This window comes from Nonomuraea antri, assembly GCF_013283785.1.
Lineage (GTDB): Bacteria > Actinomycetota > Actinomycetes > Streptosporangiales > Streptosporangiaceae > Nonomuraea > Nonomuraea antri.
In genome coordinates this window covers 1-14,816 of sequence record NZ_JABCPZ010000128.1, presented here as the reverse complement: position 1 = coordinate 14,816, position 14,816 = coordinate 1, and the positions used below count along the sequence as shown (strand labels likewise).

The window sequence follows — 14,816 nt, the reverse complement described above, 5'->3', positions numbered from 1 at the left end:
GCCTGCGCCCCCCGCGAAGGCTCTCGTCCCAGGCGGGAGCGCTCCCAAGCCTGTCAACCGCTCGCGCCGCGAGGCGTTGACGGCCTACGTGTTCCTCGCGCCGTGGTTCGTCGGCCTGTTCCTGATCACCATCGGGCCCATCATCGCCTCGCTCTACCTGTCCTTCACCGACTACAGCCTGCTCGAAGAGGCCAAGTGGGTCGGGCTGGACAACTACGTGACCATGTTCACCGAGGACCCCAGATTCTGGTCCTCGCTCAAGGTCACCACGATCTACGTGGTCGTCTCCGTGCCGCTGCAACTCGCCTTCGCCCTCGCGCTGGCCCTGCTGCTGGACCGGGGACTGCGCGGGCTGACGTTCTACCGCTCGATCTACTACCTGCCCTCGCTGCTGGGCGGCAGCGTCGCGATCGCCATCCTGTGGCGCAAGATCTTCGGCGCGGACGGGCTGGTCAACGGCATTCTCGGGCTCGTCGGCATCGAGGGCTCCAGCTACGTCAACGACCCGGACACCGCGCTGGGCACGCTGATCCTGCTGCACGTCTGGACGTTCGGCGCGCCGATGGTCATCTTCCTGGCCGGCCTGCGGCAGATCCCGCGCAGCTACTACGAGGCCGCGGCGGTGGACGGCGCCAGCCCGGTCAAGCAGTTCCGCTCGATCACGCTGCCGCTGCTCACCCCGATCATCTTCTTCAACCTCGTACTCGAAGTGATCAAGTCGTTCCAGTCGTTCACCCAGTCGTTCATCGTCAGCAACGGCTCGGGCGGGCCCAACGACTCCACCCTCTTCTACACGCTCTACCTCTACATCAACGGGTTCAAAGAGTACGAGATGGGCTACGCCGCCGCGCTGGCCTGGGTGCTCGTGCTCATCATCGCCGGTCTGACCGGGGTCAACTTCCTCGCGTCCAAGTATTGGGTCTTCTATGGCGACGACAGTAAGTAGGCGAAACCCGGTGCTCTACCGGCGGCGCGTCAGCCGGGGCGCCAAGCACCTGATGCTGATCGGGTTCGGCCTGGTCATGCTCTACCCGCTGCTGTGGATGATCTCCAGCGCGCTCAAGCCGGAAGAGCTGATCTTCCGCGAGCCCGGACTGATCCCCAGCGAGCTCACGCTGGAGAACTTCACCGAGGGCTGGACCGCGCTGGCCCACCCCTTCGGCTACTACCTGTGGAACTCCGCGGTGATCACCGGCCTGTCGGTGGTCGGCAACCTGGCCGCCTGCTCGCTGGCCGCCTACGCCTTCGCCCGGCTGAACTTCCCGCTCAAGAAGCTCTGGTTCGCCCTCATGCTCGGCACGATCATGCTGCCGCTGCACGTGGTGATCGTGCCGCAGTACATCATGTTCTCCCAGCTCGACATGATCAACACGATCTGGCCGCTGATCCTGCCCAAGTTCCTGGCCCACGACTCGTTCTTCATCTTCCTGATGGTGCAGTTCATCAGGACGCTGCCGCGCGAGCTGGACGAGGCCGCCTCCATCGACGGAGCCGGCTACTGGCGCACGTTCTTCCGCGTGATCCTGCCGCTGTGCATGCCGGCGCTGGCCACCACCGCGATCTTCACGTTCATCTGGACCTGGAACGACTTCTTCAGCCAGCTCATCTACCTCAACAATCCCGACAACTTCACCGCCCCGGTCGCCCTGCGCACCTTCCTCGACTCCGGCGGCGAGTCGTCGTGGGGCTCGATGTTCGCCATGTCGCTCATCGCGCTCGCCCCGATCTTCGGGTTCTTCCTGGCCGGACAGAAGTACCTGATCCGCGGTGTCGCCACCACGGGTCTCAAATAACACCCCCCACCAACACCTGAGGAAGGGACGCCGAGATGCGCTCTTTCAAGACCATGGCCCTGCTCACGGCCGCCGCGCTGGCCCTGACCGCCTGCGGCTCCGGCGGCGGCGGCGAAGCCGCTGACGGCAAGGTCAAGCTGCGCTTTTCCTACTGGGGCAGCGACTCGCGGCAGAAGCTGACCGAGCAGGTCATCGCCGCGTTCGAGAAGAAGAACCCGACCATCGACGTCGTCGGCGAGTTCTCCGACTGGCCCAGCTACTACGAGTCGCTGGCCACCAAGGTCGCCGCGAACGACGCCCCCGACGTCATGACCATCGAGATCCGCGGCCTGGCCGAGTACGCCGGGCGCAACGCGCTCGCCGACCTGTCGGGCAAGGTCAACACCGCGGACCTCGACCAGGCTGTGCTGGCCGTCGGCCAGATCGACGGCAAGCAGTACGCCATCCCCAGCGGCGTCAACGTCTTCTCGATGATGGCCAACAAGGCGCTCATCGAGAAGGCCGGGCAGAAGATGCCCGACGACAAGACCTGGACCTGGGAGGAGTACATGGACCTCTCGGCCAAGATCACCGCGGCCGGCGACGGCACGGTCTACGGCACCGAGTACAACTTCAACCCCGCCAACCTGACGGTCTTCGCCGCCCAGCGCGGCGAGAAGATCTACGACGGCGGCAAGGTCGGCTTCACCCCCGACACGCTCAAGGCCTGGTGGGCCACCTTCTCCAAGCTCGCCCAGACCAAGGGCTCGCCCGACGCGGCGAAGATGAACGAGCTCATCGCCGCCAGCGTGGAGCAGTCGCTGATCGCCACCAACAAGGGCGCGTTCGGCAGCTGGTGGAGCAACCAGCTCGGCACCATGGCCAAGGCGTCCGGCTCTGAGCTGACCCTGCTGCGCCTGCCCAAGTCCGAGGCGTCCGGCGGCTCCGGCATGTTCCTGCAGCCCGCCATGTTCTGGACGGCCTCCGCCAAGAGCAAGAGTCCGGCCGAGGCGCAGAAGTTCATCGACTTCCTGCTCAACGACGCCGAGGCGGGCGGCCTGCTGCTCAGCGACCGCGGCCTGCCGATCAACGGCAAGGTGCTGGCCGCCGTCAAGGACAAGCTGCCCCCGGCCGACCAGCAGACGCTCACCTTCATCGAGTCGGTCAAGAGCGAGCTCACGCCGGTGATCGTCCCGCCGAAGGGCGGCTCGAAGATGGAGGACATCATCAAGCGCTACTCCGAGGCGGTGACCAGCGGGCAGCAGACGCCGGACGAGGCGGCCACCAAGCTGCTCGAAGAGGCCAACGCGGCCATCGCGGGCTGACGCCGGCCGGCTGACTTTGCCGTGCGTCGCACGGCCCGCGCTCGCGGGCCGTGCGACGCCTGATCGGGGAGATCCTGCAGAATGAGATACGCCTTTGTCGGGCTGGGCCACCGCGCCCAGATGTACGTCGACGCCCTGCTCGGCGACTGGCGGGACACCGGCACCATCGTCGCCTTCTGCGACGTCAACCGGACCCGCATGGACTACTACGCCGAACGTGTCGGCACGCCCGTGCCCTGCTTCGAGCCCGGCGAGTTCGAGGCCATGCTGGAACTGTGCGACGCCGTGGTCGTCGCCACCGTGGACGCCACGCACGCCCGCTACGTGTGCGCCGCGCTCGACGCAGGCAAACATGTGATCGTGGAGAAACCGCTGACCGTCGACGCGGCCGGCTGCGCCGAGATCGCCGCCGCGGCCGAGCGCGGCGCCGGCTCGCTGGTCGTCACGTTCAACTACCGCTACTCGCCGCGCAACTCCGCCGTCCGCCGGCTCATCATGGACGGCTCGATCGGCGACGTGACGTCCGTGCACTTCGACTGGGCGCTCGACACCATCCACGGCGCCGACTACTTCCGCCGCTGGCACCGCGACAAGGCCAACTCCGGCGGCCTGCTCGTGCACAAGTCCACCCACCACTTCGACCTGGTCAACTGGTGGCTGGCCGCCGCGCCCGTCTCCGTGTACGCCCAGGGCGACCTGCGCTTCTACGGCCCAGACGGCGACCACGGGCCGCGGCACCCGCGCGGCCAGGGCGCGCCAGGGCTGGGCAGCGACCCGTTCATCCTGGACATCTCCGCCGATCCCCGGCTCAAGCGCCTCTACCTGGACGCCGAGCACGAGGACGGCTACATCCGCGACCAGGACGTCTTCGCCCCGGGCGTGACCATCGAGGACAACCTGTCGGTGCTCGTCCGCTACGACGACCGGGCGCTGCTGACGTACTCGCTGAACGCGCACGCCCCCTTCGAGGGGTACCGGGTGGTCTTCAACGGCACCGGCGGCCGGATCGAGCTGGAGGTGTGCGAACGCGCCTGGACGCCGCCGCACGCCGCCATCGACCCGTCGGCGGCGTCCAAGGAACACGCGACGGGCGCCTGGGAGCGGCTCACCCTGCACCGGCACTGGCGGGAGGCCGAGCAGGTGCCCATCGAGCAGAGCGCGGGCGGCCACGGCGGCGGCGACAGGCTGCTGCTCGACGACGTCTTCCGCGGCGGCGTCGCCGACCCGCTGGCCCGCCAGGCCGGCTACCTCGACGGGATCCGCAGCGTGCTGGTGGGAGCGGCGGCCAACGAGTCCATGCGCACCGGCCGCGCCGTACACCTGGTGGACGGCGGCACCCGGATGGCGGATCGCTGAGTGGGCTCGTCGACCCTGCGCGGCCTGGCCGGACTCGCCGCGCGCCAGCACGGGCTGTTCCCCGAGCCCGGCCCCGACCTGCGTGAACGCGCGCGCGACTGCATCGGCGTGCTCGCGCTGACCGCCGCGGACGTCCGCACCGAGCGCACCTGGACGCGCGACGGCGTGGCGGGGGAGGAGGTCTCCTGGGACGTCGGCTTCGGCCCCCGCACCCACGCCTACGTGCTGCGGCCGGCGGACGCCGGGGACGCCGTCCTGCCCGGGGTGCTCGCGCTGCACTGCCACGCCGGGATGAAGTACGCGGGCAAGGAGAAGATCGCCGACGGGCCGGAGGAGCCGTCCGCCGAGGTGCGCCGGTTGCGCGCGGCCATCTACGGCGGGCGGGGCTGGGCGTCGGAGCTGGCCCGGCGCGGGTTCACGGTGCTGGCGCCGGACGCGTTCGGGTGGGGGAGCCGGCGGATCGCGGTCGCGGACATGCGCGCGACCGGGTTCGCGGTCGCGCCGGCGGAACCTCGTGAGGGGGCGGGGCCTGCCGAACCGACCGGAGACTCCTACGACGAGGTGGCGGCCGAATACGAGCACGTGCTGGCGAAATACTGCACCGTGCTCGGCACCTCGCTCGCCGGCGTGATCGCCGGGGAGGACCTCGCGGCGGCCGCCTACCTGCGCGCCCGCCCCGACGTCGGCAGGGTCGCCTGCGCCGGGCTGTCCGGCGGCGGCCTGCGCGCGGCGCTGCTCGGCGCGTTCGACCCCGGCCGCCTGTCCGCCGTCGCCGTGGTCGCGATGATCTCCTCGTACCGCGACATGCTGGACGAACACCTCGCCGGACATACCTGGATGTTGTACCCTCCAGGGCTGTCCAGGCTGTGCGACCTGCCGGACCTGGTGGGCTGTGCCGCCCCCCGGCCGCTGCTCGTCTGGTACGGCGAGCGCGACCCGATCCTCCCGTTGAGCGGGATGCGCCGCGCCCATGCGATGATCACGGCACACTATCGGCAGGCCCCGTCGGGTTACACGGGCGTGTTCGCCGACACCGGGCACGGCTTCGGCCTGCCCGTCCAGGAGCGGGTCTTCGCCTGGCTCGCTCACCACTCGCAGACAGACGGAGGCGCCCCGTGACCGTGACGATCAGGGACGTGGCCCGGGCATCGGGAGTACACGTCTCGACGGTTTCGCGGACGTTCTCCGCACCGCACCTGGTCAACGTCGACACCCGCAACCGGGTGCTGGCGGTGGCGGAGGGGCTCGGCTACCGTCCGAACCGGGCCGCGCGGGCACTGACCACCGGGCGCACGCACAACCTGGGCCTGATCGTGGCCGACATCGCCAACCCGTTCTTCCCGCCCCTGATCAAGGCGGCGCAGGCGCAGGCCCGCGAGCGGGACTACCACGTGTTCGTGGCCGACACCGACGAGGACCCGCTGCTGGAGCAGGAACTCATCGAGACGTTCGTCAAGCAGGTGGACGGCGTCCTGCTGTGCAGCCCGCGACTGTCCAACCGGGTGATCGAACGGCTGCGCGCGCAGGTGCCGTTCGTGGTGGTCAACCGGCGGCTGAAGGGACTGACCACGGTGTTGATGGACGTCGGCCAGGGCGCCCGCGCCGCCGTCGCGCATCTGGCCGAGCTGGGTCACCGCAAGATCGCGCTGCTGGCCGGCCCGCACGGCTCCTGGACCAGCGACGAGATGCACGCCGCCGCCACCGCCGCGGCCATCGAGTTCGGCGTCGACCTGACCGTCTCCGGCCCGAACGAGCCCACCGAGCAGGGCGGCCTCGCCGCTGCCGCCGCCATCGCCGCCTCCGGCGCGACCGGCGTGCTGTGTTACAACGACCTCGTCGCGCTGGGCCTGATCGAGGGCCTGGACGCGCGCGGCGTCCGCGTGCCGGGGGACGTCAGCGTCATCGGCGTGGACGACAGCCTCCCCGGCCGCCTGAACCGCCCCAAACTGACCACCATCACCATGCCCACGGCCGCGGCCGGCCGGATGGCGGTGGACTTGCTGCTGGCGGCGGTAGGAGCCGGCGAACTCGGCACCCCGACCCTGGCCCGCCTGGAGACCAACCTCGTCATCCGAGAATCCACCGCCCCCCGCTAACCCCCATCCGGGATCGCCCGCCCCAGTCAGCAACCGCGCTCGAGTGTCCCCACTCGGTCACCTCACGTCTCCCAGATGAACGGAAGAGCGGCCTGGAGAAGGCCGCACGTAGCCTGAGGTCATGCCTGGGGGAGGCGGTCATGCTGAACGCGTTGGGACGAGAGCGACCGAACCCCGGGCTCACGGTAGCGCCTACCACCTGCCGATCATCGGTGCGCGCACTCAGCGGGCGTTACCGGCGGTGAGGGGCGAGCACGGGAACTCCCGTTCAGTGGCACCGGATGTCGTAGCCGGGTTCGTGTCCGCCGTCGAAGAACTCCACGATGACGTCCTTGTACCCGCTGCGCCACGACGGGCCCGGGTTGATGAACACCTGGGCGTCGAGTTCGCGGCCCTCGACGCCCTTGACCTTCACGGTTTCGTAGTAACGCACGATCTCGGACTCCGACAGCCTGGTCTCCAGGGACATGCGGACCAGGTAGTCGCAATGGTTGCTATTGCCCGACTGGAGGCCCACCGTGCCCTGCACGCCGAGCGAGGCGGACTCGGTGTCGGGCGGGAGCGGGAGCATGCTCACCCGCTCCTCCAGCCGGGCCAGCTTCTCGTTGTTACGCCACTCCGGGACCTTGAACACCAGGACGAAGGCGGTGACGGAGGCGACGATGAACGAGAGCAGCACCAGGCTCACGTAGAGCGGCCACCTGCTCCGCTGCCTCGGTGACATCTCTGAAGCCGGCTGGGTCAGGACCATGCCACCCCTCCAGAACAGCGTCTCGCCGACGAGTGATCGTGGTGTCAGCGTAGTCCCGATCGAGCGCTAGGTCAGGAGTGGTGACGGCCGCGGGCGCCGTACGTGAGCCGGCGCAGCAACGACTCGGCCGGGCCGCGGCGGCCGCGCGGGGCCAGGACGGCGGCCAGCACCACCGTGGCCAGCCAGGTGAGCACGGCGATCCCGGACGCGGCGGCGTCGCCGACGCGGGTGCCGAGCCCGCCCGCGTACGGCGCGAACACCGCCACGAAGATCACCGACTGCAGCAGGTAGCAGGTCAGCGACCACTGCCCGCACGCGGCCAGGGCCCTGGTCACCACGCCGGGCGCCCGGTGCCGCTGCCGGCTCGCGACCAGCCCGATCGCCGCCGCGTAGCCGAGGCCGCCGGCGATGCCGGTCAGGCTGTGCAGCACGTACATCGTGACGGAGACGGCCGCCGACGGCGCCCACAGACGGGTGTCCACCAGCATCAGCGGGACGCCGCCGACGACCGCGACGCTCACCCCGGCGACCGTGACGCGGGAGAGCAGCGCCCGGTGCGCGCCGGGGTCGTCGAGCAGCCGGCGGCGGGCCGCCCAGATGCCGAGCAGGAAGGCCGGCACGACGCTCGCGGCGAAGTAGGTGGGCGTCATCCCGGACCAGCCGATCAGCCGCATCACCATCGCCTCCAGCGGGTCGGCGATCGCGGCGGGCGTGTCACCCTTGGGCGCGGAGACCGTGAGCAGCCCGAACCCGGCCAGCACCACCACGTGCAGGACGAGCCCGGCCACGGCCGCCCACAGCACGGCCCGGTCGGCGCGCCGGACGAAGCCGACGAGGACGAGCCCGATCAGCCCGTACGCGCCGAGGATGTCGCCGAAGAACAGCAGCAGCGCGTGGCAGGCGCCGAACGCCAGCAGCCACAGGCTCCGGCGGCGCAGCACCTTCCTGGTGCCTGGCCAGTCCATGCCGGCCGCGAGCTGCCGGTCGGCGAGCTGGACCAGGCCGTAACCGAAGAGGGCGGCGAACATCGGCAGTGCCCGGCCGTCCACCAGCAGGATCTGGACTCCGGCGACGAGCCGGTCGATCGGTCCGCCGTCGAGTGCGTAGCCGCGGAAGCCGGCGGCGTGCCCCGACAGGTACATGTGCGCGTGCGCCACGGCGATGAGCAGCAGCATCAGGCCGCGGGCGAGGTCGGGTGCGAGCGAGCGCCGCGCGAGCGGCAGAGCGCCGGGGACGGTCGGCGCCGGTGGAGCGATGGACATGGCTCACCTCGGAATTAGATACACGGCTGTAGCTTATGTGCTGAAGGTAAGCTACAGCCGTGCATCTAAGCAAGTGGGGGAGGGCATGGCAGATCACGGCACGCGGACCCGCCGGCGCGGCGCTGAGCTGATCAACGCCATCCACGCGGCCGTGCTCGAAGAGGTCGCCGAGGTCGGCATCGGCCGTCTGACCATGGACGGGATCGGCAAGCGGGCCGCCACGCCGCGCACCACGCTCTACCGCCGCTGGTCGGACCCGGTCGAGGTGCTGGTCGACGCGCTCTTCCAACTGCATCCGGTCGAAGAGCCCGCTCCCGGGGCCGACGATCTGCGCGGCGACCTGGTCCGCTCGCTTCAGCTCATGACCGAGTGGATGTTCAGCCCCGCGGGCCGCGCGGTCGCGGCCATCCTCATGGACCCGCAACGCAATCCCCGGGTGGCCGAGGTGCTGTACGAGCGGGTCTTCGCCCAGCGCGGCGGGACGTTCACCACCACCGTGCTCCGGCACTACGCCGAACGCGGGCACTTCCCCGCCGAACTGCTGACGCCGGTCGTGACCGACATCGGGGAGGCCCTGGTCACCAAGTACGCACTGGACAACGGAGCACCGCCGGGTGATGCCGAGCTGGAGGCGATCGTGGACCAGGCCATCCTGCCCGCCGTCGGACTCGGGCCCCGCCCGACCGCGACCGGGTCTTCGGGCACGGCCACCCGCTCCTCACCGCGGTCCGAATAGCCGCCATCTAGCCGCGATTCGGGCGACTGCGGCCCGGACGACTGTGGCTCGGCTGGTTATGGCCCGGTTGGCTGTGGTCCGGTCGATTGCGGTCCGAGGCCGGTGCCCGATCATCGGTGCCCGATTGGCTGCTGTCCGATTCCCGGTGCCGGGTGTCCAGTGCCCGGTGCTCGGTGCTCGGTGCCCGGTGGGCTGCGGTCCGAGTGGCTGCTGTCCCGATTGCCCGGTGCCTGATCGCCCGGTGCCTGATTGCCCGGTGCCTGATCGCCCGGTGCCTGATTGCCCGCTGCCCGATTGGCTGCTGTCCGATTCTCGGTGCCCGGTGCCCGGTGCCCGGTGCCCGGTGCCCGGTGCCGGTGCCCAGTGCCGGCTGTCTGGTGTCCGACTGGCTGCGGTCCGGTTGGCCGATGCCTGGTGGGCTGCGGTTCGAGTGGCCGCTGTCCCGAGCGGGCCCGGTTCGAGGGAAGGGTGGGCGATTGTCGCCGCCGTCCCGTCGGTGGCACGCGGAGGCCGGGAGTCCGTGGGACTCCCGGCCGCCCCCGGTCGGCGCCCCCGGTCGGCGCCGTGGTCACGGCTTCGGGTGCGTCTACGCCTGCGCCTGCGCTTCCGCTTGCGTTCGGGTCTACAGGCGTGCGGGTGAGTGCGGGTACGGGCGAAGGCCGGCGGCTGCCGCGACCGCCGCCGCCCCCAGCAGGACGGCGGGCGCGAGATAGAGCAGCGTCGACGCGCTGACCAGGTCGAATGGTTCCAGCCCGGCCGCGGTCCGAGCCAGCGCGACGGCGAACAGGCTCGCGTAGCCGGCGATCGCCACGCCCACCGTCACCGACTGCCTGCGCACGGACAAGCCGGTGAAACCGAGCAGCCAGGCCAGCCCGGCGAGCACCTGGATGCCGTGCATCGGGACGGCATGGGTGAACTTCATCGAGCCCGCTGCGCCGTACGTGGTCATCGACTGGGTGAGCGCGGTCGCGCCCTCGTCGAGCAGGCCGATTCCGTGCACGATCATCCACGCGCCCATCCCCTGGGCGGCCAGCAGCGCCACCAGGCCGCCGCGAATTGCCCAGGTCATCGGGGCGGGCGCGGTGCAGATGACGAAGGACGCCACCGTCATGGCGAGGATGACCACGTCCGTGAACGCGATGGTGATGCCGCCGGCGGTGAACAGCGCCTCGTCCAGCGCGGTCAGATTGTTGAAGTGCGAGGGCACGCCGCGGGCGCGCTGCACGCTCACGTACACCACTTCGAGGGTGGTCGAGAGGCACAACACGGACGAGGTGACCCAGCCGATCCACCGCCGTACCGGCAGATATGTGCCGAACCAGCCGAGCGTGAGCGTGGTCAGCCCGAACGAGATGCCGAACGTGGTCGGCTTGCGCCACGACAGCGGGCCTTCCGCCGTGCCGCCGACCACCGCCCAGATGGCCGCATGCGTCAGCCCGACCAGGATCAGCGCGGCGCCGACCAGGTACGCCATCCGCTGGTAGCCCGGGGCGTCGGACCAGAAAGAGGATCGCAGCGACGCCGCCATGGCACGCAACATGCGTCCGCGATGGGGCGCCGGGACGGTGCGGTCCACGGCACGCGATGACGGCGGCGGGGACAGGGGCGGTGGCTGCGGCGGCATGAATGGTGGCATGGGTGAAGAGATGTCGGACATGGGAGACCTCCAGGGCGGGCCGGTGCCCGCGGGCCGGAAACGTGGCGTGACATCGGTGACGTCCGAGGCATCGACGGCATCGACGGCATCGACGGCATCGACGGCATCGGCGGCATTGACGGCATCGACGGCATCGCCAGTCATTGGCGACTGGCGACGTCGGCGATTGGCGACGTCAACGGTGCCTTCCGCGTAGGGGGATGGATCGGGTGGTGTTCCGTGGGGATCCCTGCGTCAGACGGTAGGCGCCGGGCCCGTTCCCCGGATCCCCCACGCTCGCGAACCGCACGCTCCCTCCCCGAAGGGAGACCGGGCGCCGCGTCCCCCGAAGGAGGGAGGCGGCACGGGGGAGGTCATGTGCCGGCGTTGCCCACATACTTGGGCGTATGCCGACGAAACGCGTGGCCCGGCTGGCGGCGTGGACCCGCGAGCATCCGGTCGTCGCGGACGGGCTGCTCGCCGTCCTGCTCGCGGTGATCTCCCTGATCGCGTTGTTCGCCCGGGCGCGCGCCGAGGGCATGCCCCGTCCGGACGCGCTCGCGGTCGGACTGGTCCTGGTGATCACGTTGCCGCTGGCCTGGCGGCGACGGCATCCGTTCTGGATCAACATGGGCGTCGGCGGGATGTCGGCGGTGTACGGCGCGACGCCGTACCCCGATCTGGTCACGCCGGTGGCGCTGAGCGGGGTCGTCGCGCTGTACAGCATGGTCGCCTGGTGCGGCAGGACCGCCTCGATGGTCGCGGGCGCGGTCACCGGCGTGCTGGTGGTGCTCCTGCACGTGCTCCCGGACACCGACGGCGACCTGCTCGACTTCTCCTTCACCGCGTTGCTGCTGGTCAGCGCCTGGGTGCTGGGCGACAGGACCCGCATCAGGCGCGCGTACACCGGGGAGCTGGAGGCGCGGGCGGTGCTGCTGGCGCGCGAACGCGACTTCGAGGCGCGGCGCGCGGTGGCGGCCGAGCGGGCCAGGATCGCCCGTGAGCTGCACGACGTCGTCGCGCACCACGTCAGCATGATGGTGGTGCAGGCCGAGGCGGGCCCGGTGGTCGCCGAGCACGACCCGCCAGGCGCGGTACGGGCGTTCGACGCGATCGCCGGCACCGGTCGCCAGGCCCTGGCCGAGATGCGACGGCTGCTCGGCGTGCTGCGCGAGGAGACGACGGCCGAGGAGTCGGTGACCGGCACGCTGGCCCCGCAGCCCGGTATGGCGGAGCTGCCCGAACTGGTCGAGCAGGTCCGCGGCGCGGGACTGGACACCGAGCTGGAGGTCGAGGGCGACGTCGTGCCGCTGCCCGCGGGGGTGGACCTGTCGGCGTACCGGATCGTGCAGGAGGCGCTGACCAACGTGGTCAAGCACGCGGGCGGGGCGCGGGCGCGGGTCCGCGTCCGCTATTCGGGACGTGACCTGCGCATCGAGGTCCGCGACGAGGGACGTGACTCGCGTGCCGACGTCCGAGGCGAGGGACGTGGCTTGCGCTTCGAGGTCCGGGACGACGGCCGTGAATCGCGCGCCGAAGTCCGGGGCGACGGCCGGGAACCGCGCGCCGAAGTCCGGGGCGACGGCCGTGACCTGCGGCGCGTCCAAACAGGCGACGGCGGTCGTGACGTGCGCGTCGAAGCAGGCGACCGTGGTCGCGATGGCGGGTCGCGTCATGGGGAGAGCAACGGAAGCGGCGGCGCCGGCGGGTGGCCGGTCGCGGGGAAGGGGCACGGGCTGATCGGCATGCGGGAACGCGTCCACCTCTACGGCGGCGAGCTGACCGCCGGACCCCGGCCCGACGGCGGCTTCGCTGTCGTGGCGCGGCTGCCCATCGGCGGTGACCGGTGACGATCAGGATCGTCGTCGCCGACGACCAGGAACTGGTCCGCGCGGGCTTCCAGCTGATACTCAACGCACAGCCCGACATGGAGGTGATCGCCGAGGCCGCCGACGGCGCGCAGGCCGTCGAGGTCGCCAGGCGGCTGCGTCCGGACGTGGTCCTGATGGACATCCGCATGCCGCGCATGGACGGCCTGGAGGCCACCCGGCGCATCGTCGGCACGGACTCGGGCGCCGACCGGACGGAACCGGCCGCCGCCGGTACGGACCCAGGCGCCGCCGGCCCGGTCAAGGTGCTGATGGTGACCACGTTCGACCTCGACGACTACGTCTACGAGGCGCTGCGCGCCGGCGCGAGCGGCTTCCTGCTCAAGGACGTCCGCCGCGACGACCTGGCCAACGCGGTCCGCGTGGTCGCCGCCGGCGAGGCCCTGCTGGCGCCGTCCATCACCAGACGGCTGATCGGCGAGTTCGCCCGCCGCCCGCGTACGTCACGCCAGGAACCCGAGCGGACGCCGCCCGAGCTCGGCACCCTGACCGCCAGGGAACGCGAGGTGCTGGAACTGATGGCGAGAGGACGCTCGAACGCGGAGATCGCGGCGGAGCTGGTGATCGGTGAGCAGACGGTCAAGACGCACGTGAGCAATGTCCTGGCCAAGCTGTTCCTGCGCGACCGGGTGCACGCGGTGATCCTCGCCTACGAGAGCGGTCTCATCCGTCCCGGCGCCGGGTGAACGATCTGCCCGCACGCCCCGCGCCGCGTACGCCCGCGCCGCGTACTCCAGCGGGGTGGCGGGCGACTACTCCTTCTGTCGCGGTCGCGGGCCGCCGGCTGCGTCCGGTGGCGTAGCCGCAGGTGTAGTCCCCCGGACGACGACCGCGACACCCTCCGCGGGCGACGATCTCCCCATGGAAGCAACCTTCCCCACGGAAGCATCGGCGCGGATCCAACGGGACGCCCAGCGGATCCGCGGCCGGTTCGAGGGCGCTCTGCTCGTCCCCGGCGACGAACGTTACGACGCCGAGCGGCAGGCGTGGAACCGGCTGCTCGACCCCCGTCCGGCCGTCGTCGTCGAGGCCGCGGGCCCGCAGGACGTGCGCGCGGCGATCGCCGTCTCCCGCGAGTACGGGCTGCCGTTCGCCGTGCAGTCCACCGGCCACGGCACGGTCGTGCCCGCCGACGGAGGCGTGCTGGTCAAGACGTCGCGGCTGGCGTCCGTGCGGGTCGACCCGGAGCGGCGCGTCGCCCGCGCCGAGGCGGGGGCGCGCTGGTCGGACGTCATCGCCGCCGCCGCGCCGTACGGACTGGCCCCGGTCTCCGGCACGCCCGCCATCGGCGTCGCCGGTTACACGCTGGGCGGCGGCGCCGGCTGGCTGTCCCGTCAGTACGGTTACGCCGCGGACAACCTGCTCGGCGCCGAGGTGGTCACCGCAGACGGCGAGCTCGTGGACGCCGCCGGCCACCCGGACCTGTGGTGGGCGCTGCGCGGCGGCGGGGGCAACTTCGCCGTGGCCACGTCGCTGGAGTTCCGGCTGCACCCGGTGGAACGGGTCTATTCGGGCATGGCGATGTTCCCGGCGGACCGGGCGGCCGAGGTGCTGGCCCGCTACCGGGACTGGGCCGAGACCGAGCCGGACGAGCTGAACACCTCGATCATCCTGCTCCGTATGCCGGGCACGGCCGGCTGGACGCCGGCCGTCCGCGCCTTCTCCAGCGACCCCGCGCGGGCGTCCGGGCAGCTCGAATCGTTGTTGCGGGCCGCGGGACCGACAGTGGGCGGCGGGTTCGCGACGACGACGTTCGCCGAGGCGGCCGAGTCGTTCGGCGGTCCGCCGCCGCCCAGGATGCCGCTCCTGCAGCACCTGGAACTGCTGCCCGAGATCGGCGACGACGTGATCGAAGCGCTGGTCAAGAGCACCGATCTGCCGTTGACCGCCGTCGAGCTGCGGCACTGGGGCGGCGCGATGGCCAGGCCGGACGCGGACGCCGGGCCGGTCGGCCACCGCGACGCGCCGTTCTCGATCATCGCCACCGCCATCC

At 71.2% G+C, this 14,816-nt stretch carries 13 protein-coding genes; 10 read left to right on the top strand and 3 right to left on the bottom strand.

The window, feature by feature from the left end:
* Nucleotides 1-76 precede the first annotated feature (76 nt).
* From HII36_RS33285 to HII36_RS33260, 6 genes are all read left to right on the top strand, one after another.
* Nucleotides 77-946 (top strand): carbohydrate ABC transporter permease, encoded by an 870-nt coding sequence (locus HII36_RS33285; RefSeq protein WP_407940839.1) that lies wholly within the window; start codon nucleotides 77-79, stop codon nucleotides 944-946.
* On the top strand, nucleotides 927-1,793 hold the full coding sequence (locus HII36_RS33280) for a carbohydrate ABC transporter permease (RefSeq protein ID WP_173527269.1): 867 nt from the start codon (nucleotides 927-929) through the stop codon (nucleotides 1,791-1,793). The genes HII36_RS33285 and HII36_RS33280 overlap by 20 nt, the downstream gene beginning before the upstream one ends.
* A 35-nt stretch (nucleotides 1,794-1,828) precedes the next feature.
* Nucleotides 1,829-3,097 (top strand): ABC transporter substrate-binding protein, encoded by a 1,269-nt coding sequence (locus HII36_RS33275; RefSeq protein ID WP_173527268.1) that lies wholly within the window; start codon nucleotides 1,829-1,831, stop codon nucleotides 3,095-3,097.
* Between the two features lie 81 nt (nucleotides 3,098-3,178).
* A complete protein-coding gene (locus HII36_RS33270) occupies nucleotides 3,179-4,453 on the top strand; it encodes a Gfo/Idh/MocA family protein (protein ID WP_173527267.1) in 1,275 nt (424 codons plus the stop codon).
* Nucleotides 4,454-5,572, top strand: a complete 1,119-nt coding sequence (locus HII36_RS33265; RefSeq protein WP_173527266.1) for an alpha/beta hydrolase family protein — start codon at nucleotides 4,454-4,456, stop codon at nucleotides 5,570-5,572. It begins immediately after the preceding gene.
* The gene (locus tag HII36_RS33260) at nucleotides 5,569-6,549 is read left to right on the top strand and encodes a LacI family DNA-binding transcriptional regulator (protein WP_173527265.1); all 981 of its coding nucleotides are present in this window, start codon (nucleotides 5,569-5,571) and stop codon (nucleotides 6,547-6,549) included. The genes HII36_RS33265 and HII36_RS33260 overlap by 4 nt, the downstream gene beginning before the upstream one ends.
* 268 nt (nucleotides 6,550-6,817) lie before the next feature.
* On the opposite strand, the gene HII36_RS33255 is transcribed toward HII36_RS33260, so the two are convergent.
* Together HII36_RS33255 and HII36_RS33250 are read right to left on the bottom strand one after the other, a co-directional pair.
* A complete protein-coding gene (locus tag HII36_RS33255; protein ID WP_173527264.1) occupies nucleotides 6,818-7,237 on the bottom strand; it encodes a hypothetical protein in 420 nt (139 codons plus the stop codon).
* Between the two features lie 134 nt (nucleotides 7,238-7,371).
* Entirely contained in the window at nucleotides 7,372-8,562 is a 1,191-nt protein-coding gene (locus HII36_RS33250; RefSeq protein WP_173527263.1) for a DUF418 domain-containing protein, read from the bottom strand.
* A gap of 85 nt (nucleotides 8,563-8,647) precedes the next feature.
* Between HII36_RS33250 and HII36_RS33245 the strand changes: the two genes are divergently transcribed.
* On the top strand, nucleotides 8,648-9,298 hold the full coding sequence (locus HII36_RS33245) for a TetR/AcrR family transcriptional regulator (protein ID WP_173527262.1): 651 nt from the start codon (nucleotides 8,648-8,650) through the stop codon (nucleotides 9,296-9,298).
* 622 nt (nucleotides 9,299-9,920) lie between these two features.
* Here HII36_RS33245 and HII36_RS33240 read toward each other — a convergent pair.
* Nucleotides 9,921-10,826: a hypothetical protein gene (locus HII36_RS33240; RefSeq protein WP_173527261.1), complete on the bottom strand. Its 906-nt coding sequence runs from the start codon at nucleotides 10,824-10,826 to the stop codon at nucleotides 9,921-9,923.
* A 515-nt stretch (nucleotides 10,827-11,341) separates the two neighbouring features.
* Here HII36_RS33240 and HII36_RS33235 point away from each other — a divergent pair.
* The 3 genes from HII36_RS33235 to HII36_RS33225 form a co-directional block, all read left to right on the top strand.
* Complete coding sequence (locus HII36_RS33235; RefSeq protein WP_173527260.1) at nucleotides 11,342-12,784, top strand: sensor histidine kinase; 1,443 nt, start codon at nucleotides 11,342-11,344, stop codon at nucleotides 12,782-12,784.
* The gene (locus tag HII36_RS33230; RefSeq protein ID WP_173527259.1) at nucleotides 12,781-13,509 is read left to right on the top strand and encodes a response regulator; all 729 of its coding nucleotides are present in this window, start codon (nucleotides 12,781-12,783) and stop codon (nucleotides 13,507-13,509) included. The genes HII36_RS33235 and HII36_RS33230 overlap by 4 nt, the downstream gene beginning before the upstream one ends.
* A gap of 175 nt (nucleotides 13,510-13,684) precedes the next feature.
* Nucleotides 13,685-14,816, top strand: a 1,132-nt coding sequence (locus tag HII36_RS33225; protein WP_173527258.1) for an FAD-binding oxidoreductase, incomplete at its 3' end; no start/stop codon positions are given.

Coding starts and splice junctions, on each gene's coding strand:
- HII36_RS33280 (WP_173527269.1), top strand. CDS start 927: ATGGCGACGACAGTAAGTAGGCGAAACCCGGTGCTCTACCGGCGGCGC.
- HII36_RS33245 (WP_173527262.1), top strand. CDS start 8,648: ATGGCAGATCACGGCACGCGGACCCGCCGGCGCGGCGCTGAGCTGATC.
- HII36_RS33275 (WP_173527268.1), top strand. CDS start 1,829: ATGCGCTCTTTCAAGACCATGGCCCTGCTCACGGCCGCCGCGCTGGCC.
- HII36_RS33240 (WP_173527261.1), bottom strand. CDS start 10,826: ATGGCGGCGTCGCTGCGATCCTCTTTCTGGTCCGACGCCCCGGGCTAC.
- HII36_RS33270 (WP_173527267.1), top strand. CDS start 3,179: ATGAGATACGCCTTTGTCGGGCTGGGCCACCGCGCCCAGATGTACGTC.
- HII36_RS33235 (WP_173527260.1), top strand. CDS start 11,342: ATGCCGACGAAACGCGTGGCCCGGCTGGCGGCGTGGACCCGCGAGCAT.
- HII36_RS33250 (WP_173527263.1), bottom strand. CDS start 8,562: ATGTCCATCGCTCCACCGGCGCCGACCGTCCCCGGCGCTCTGCCGCTC.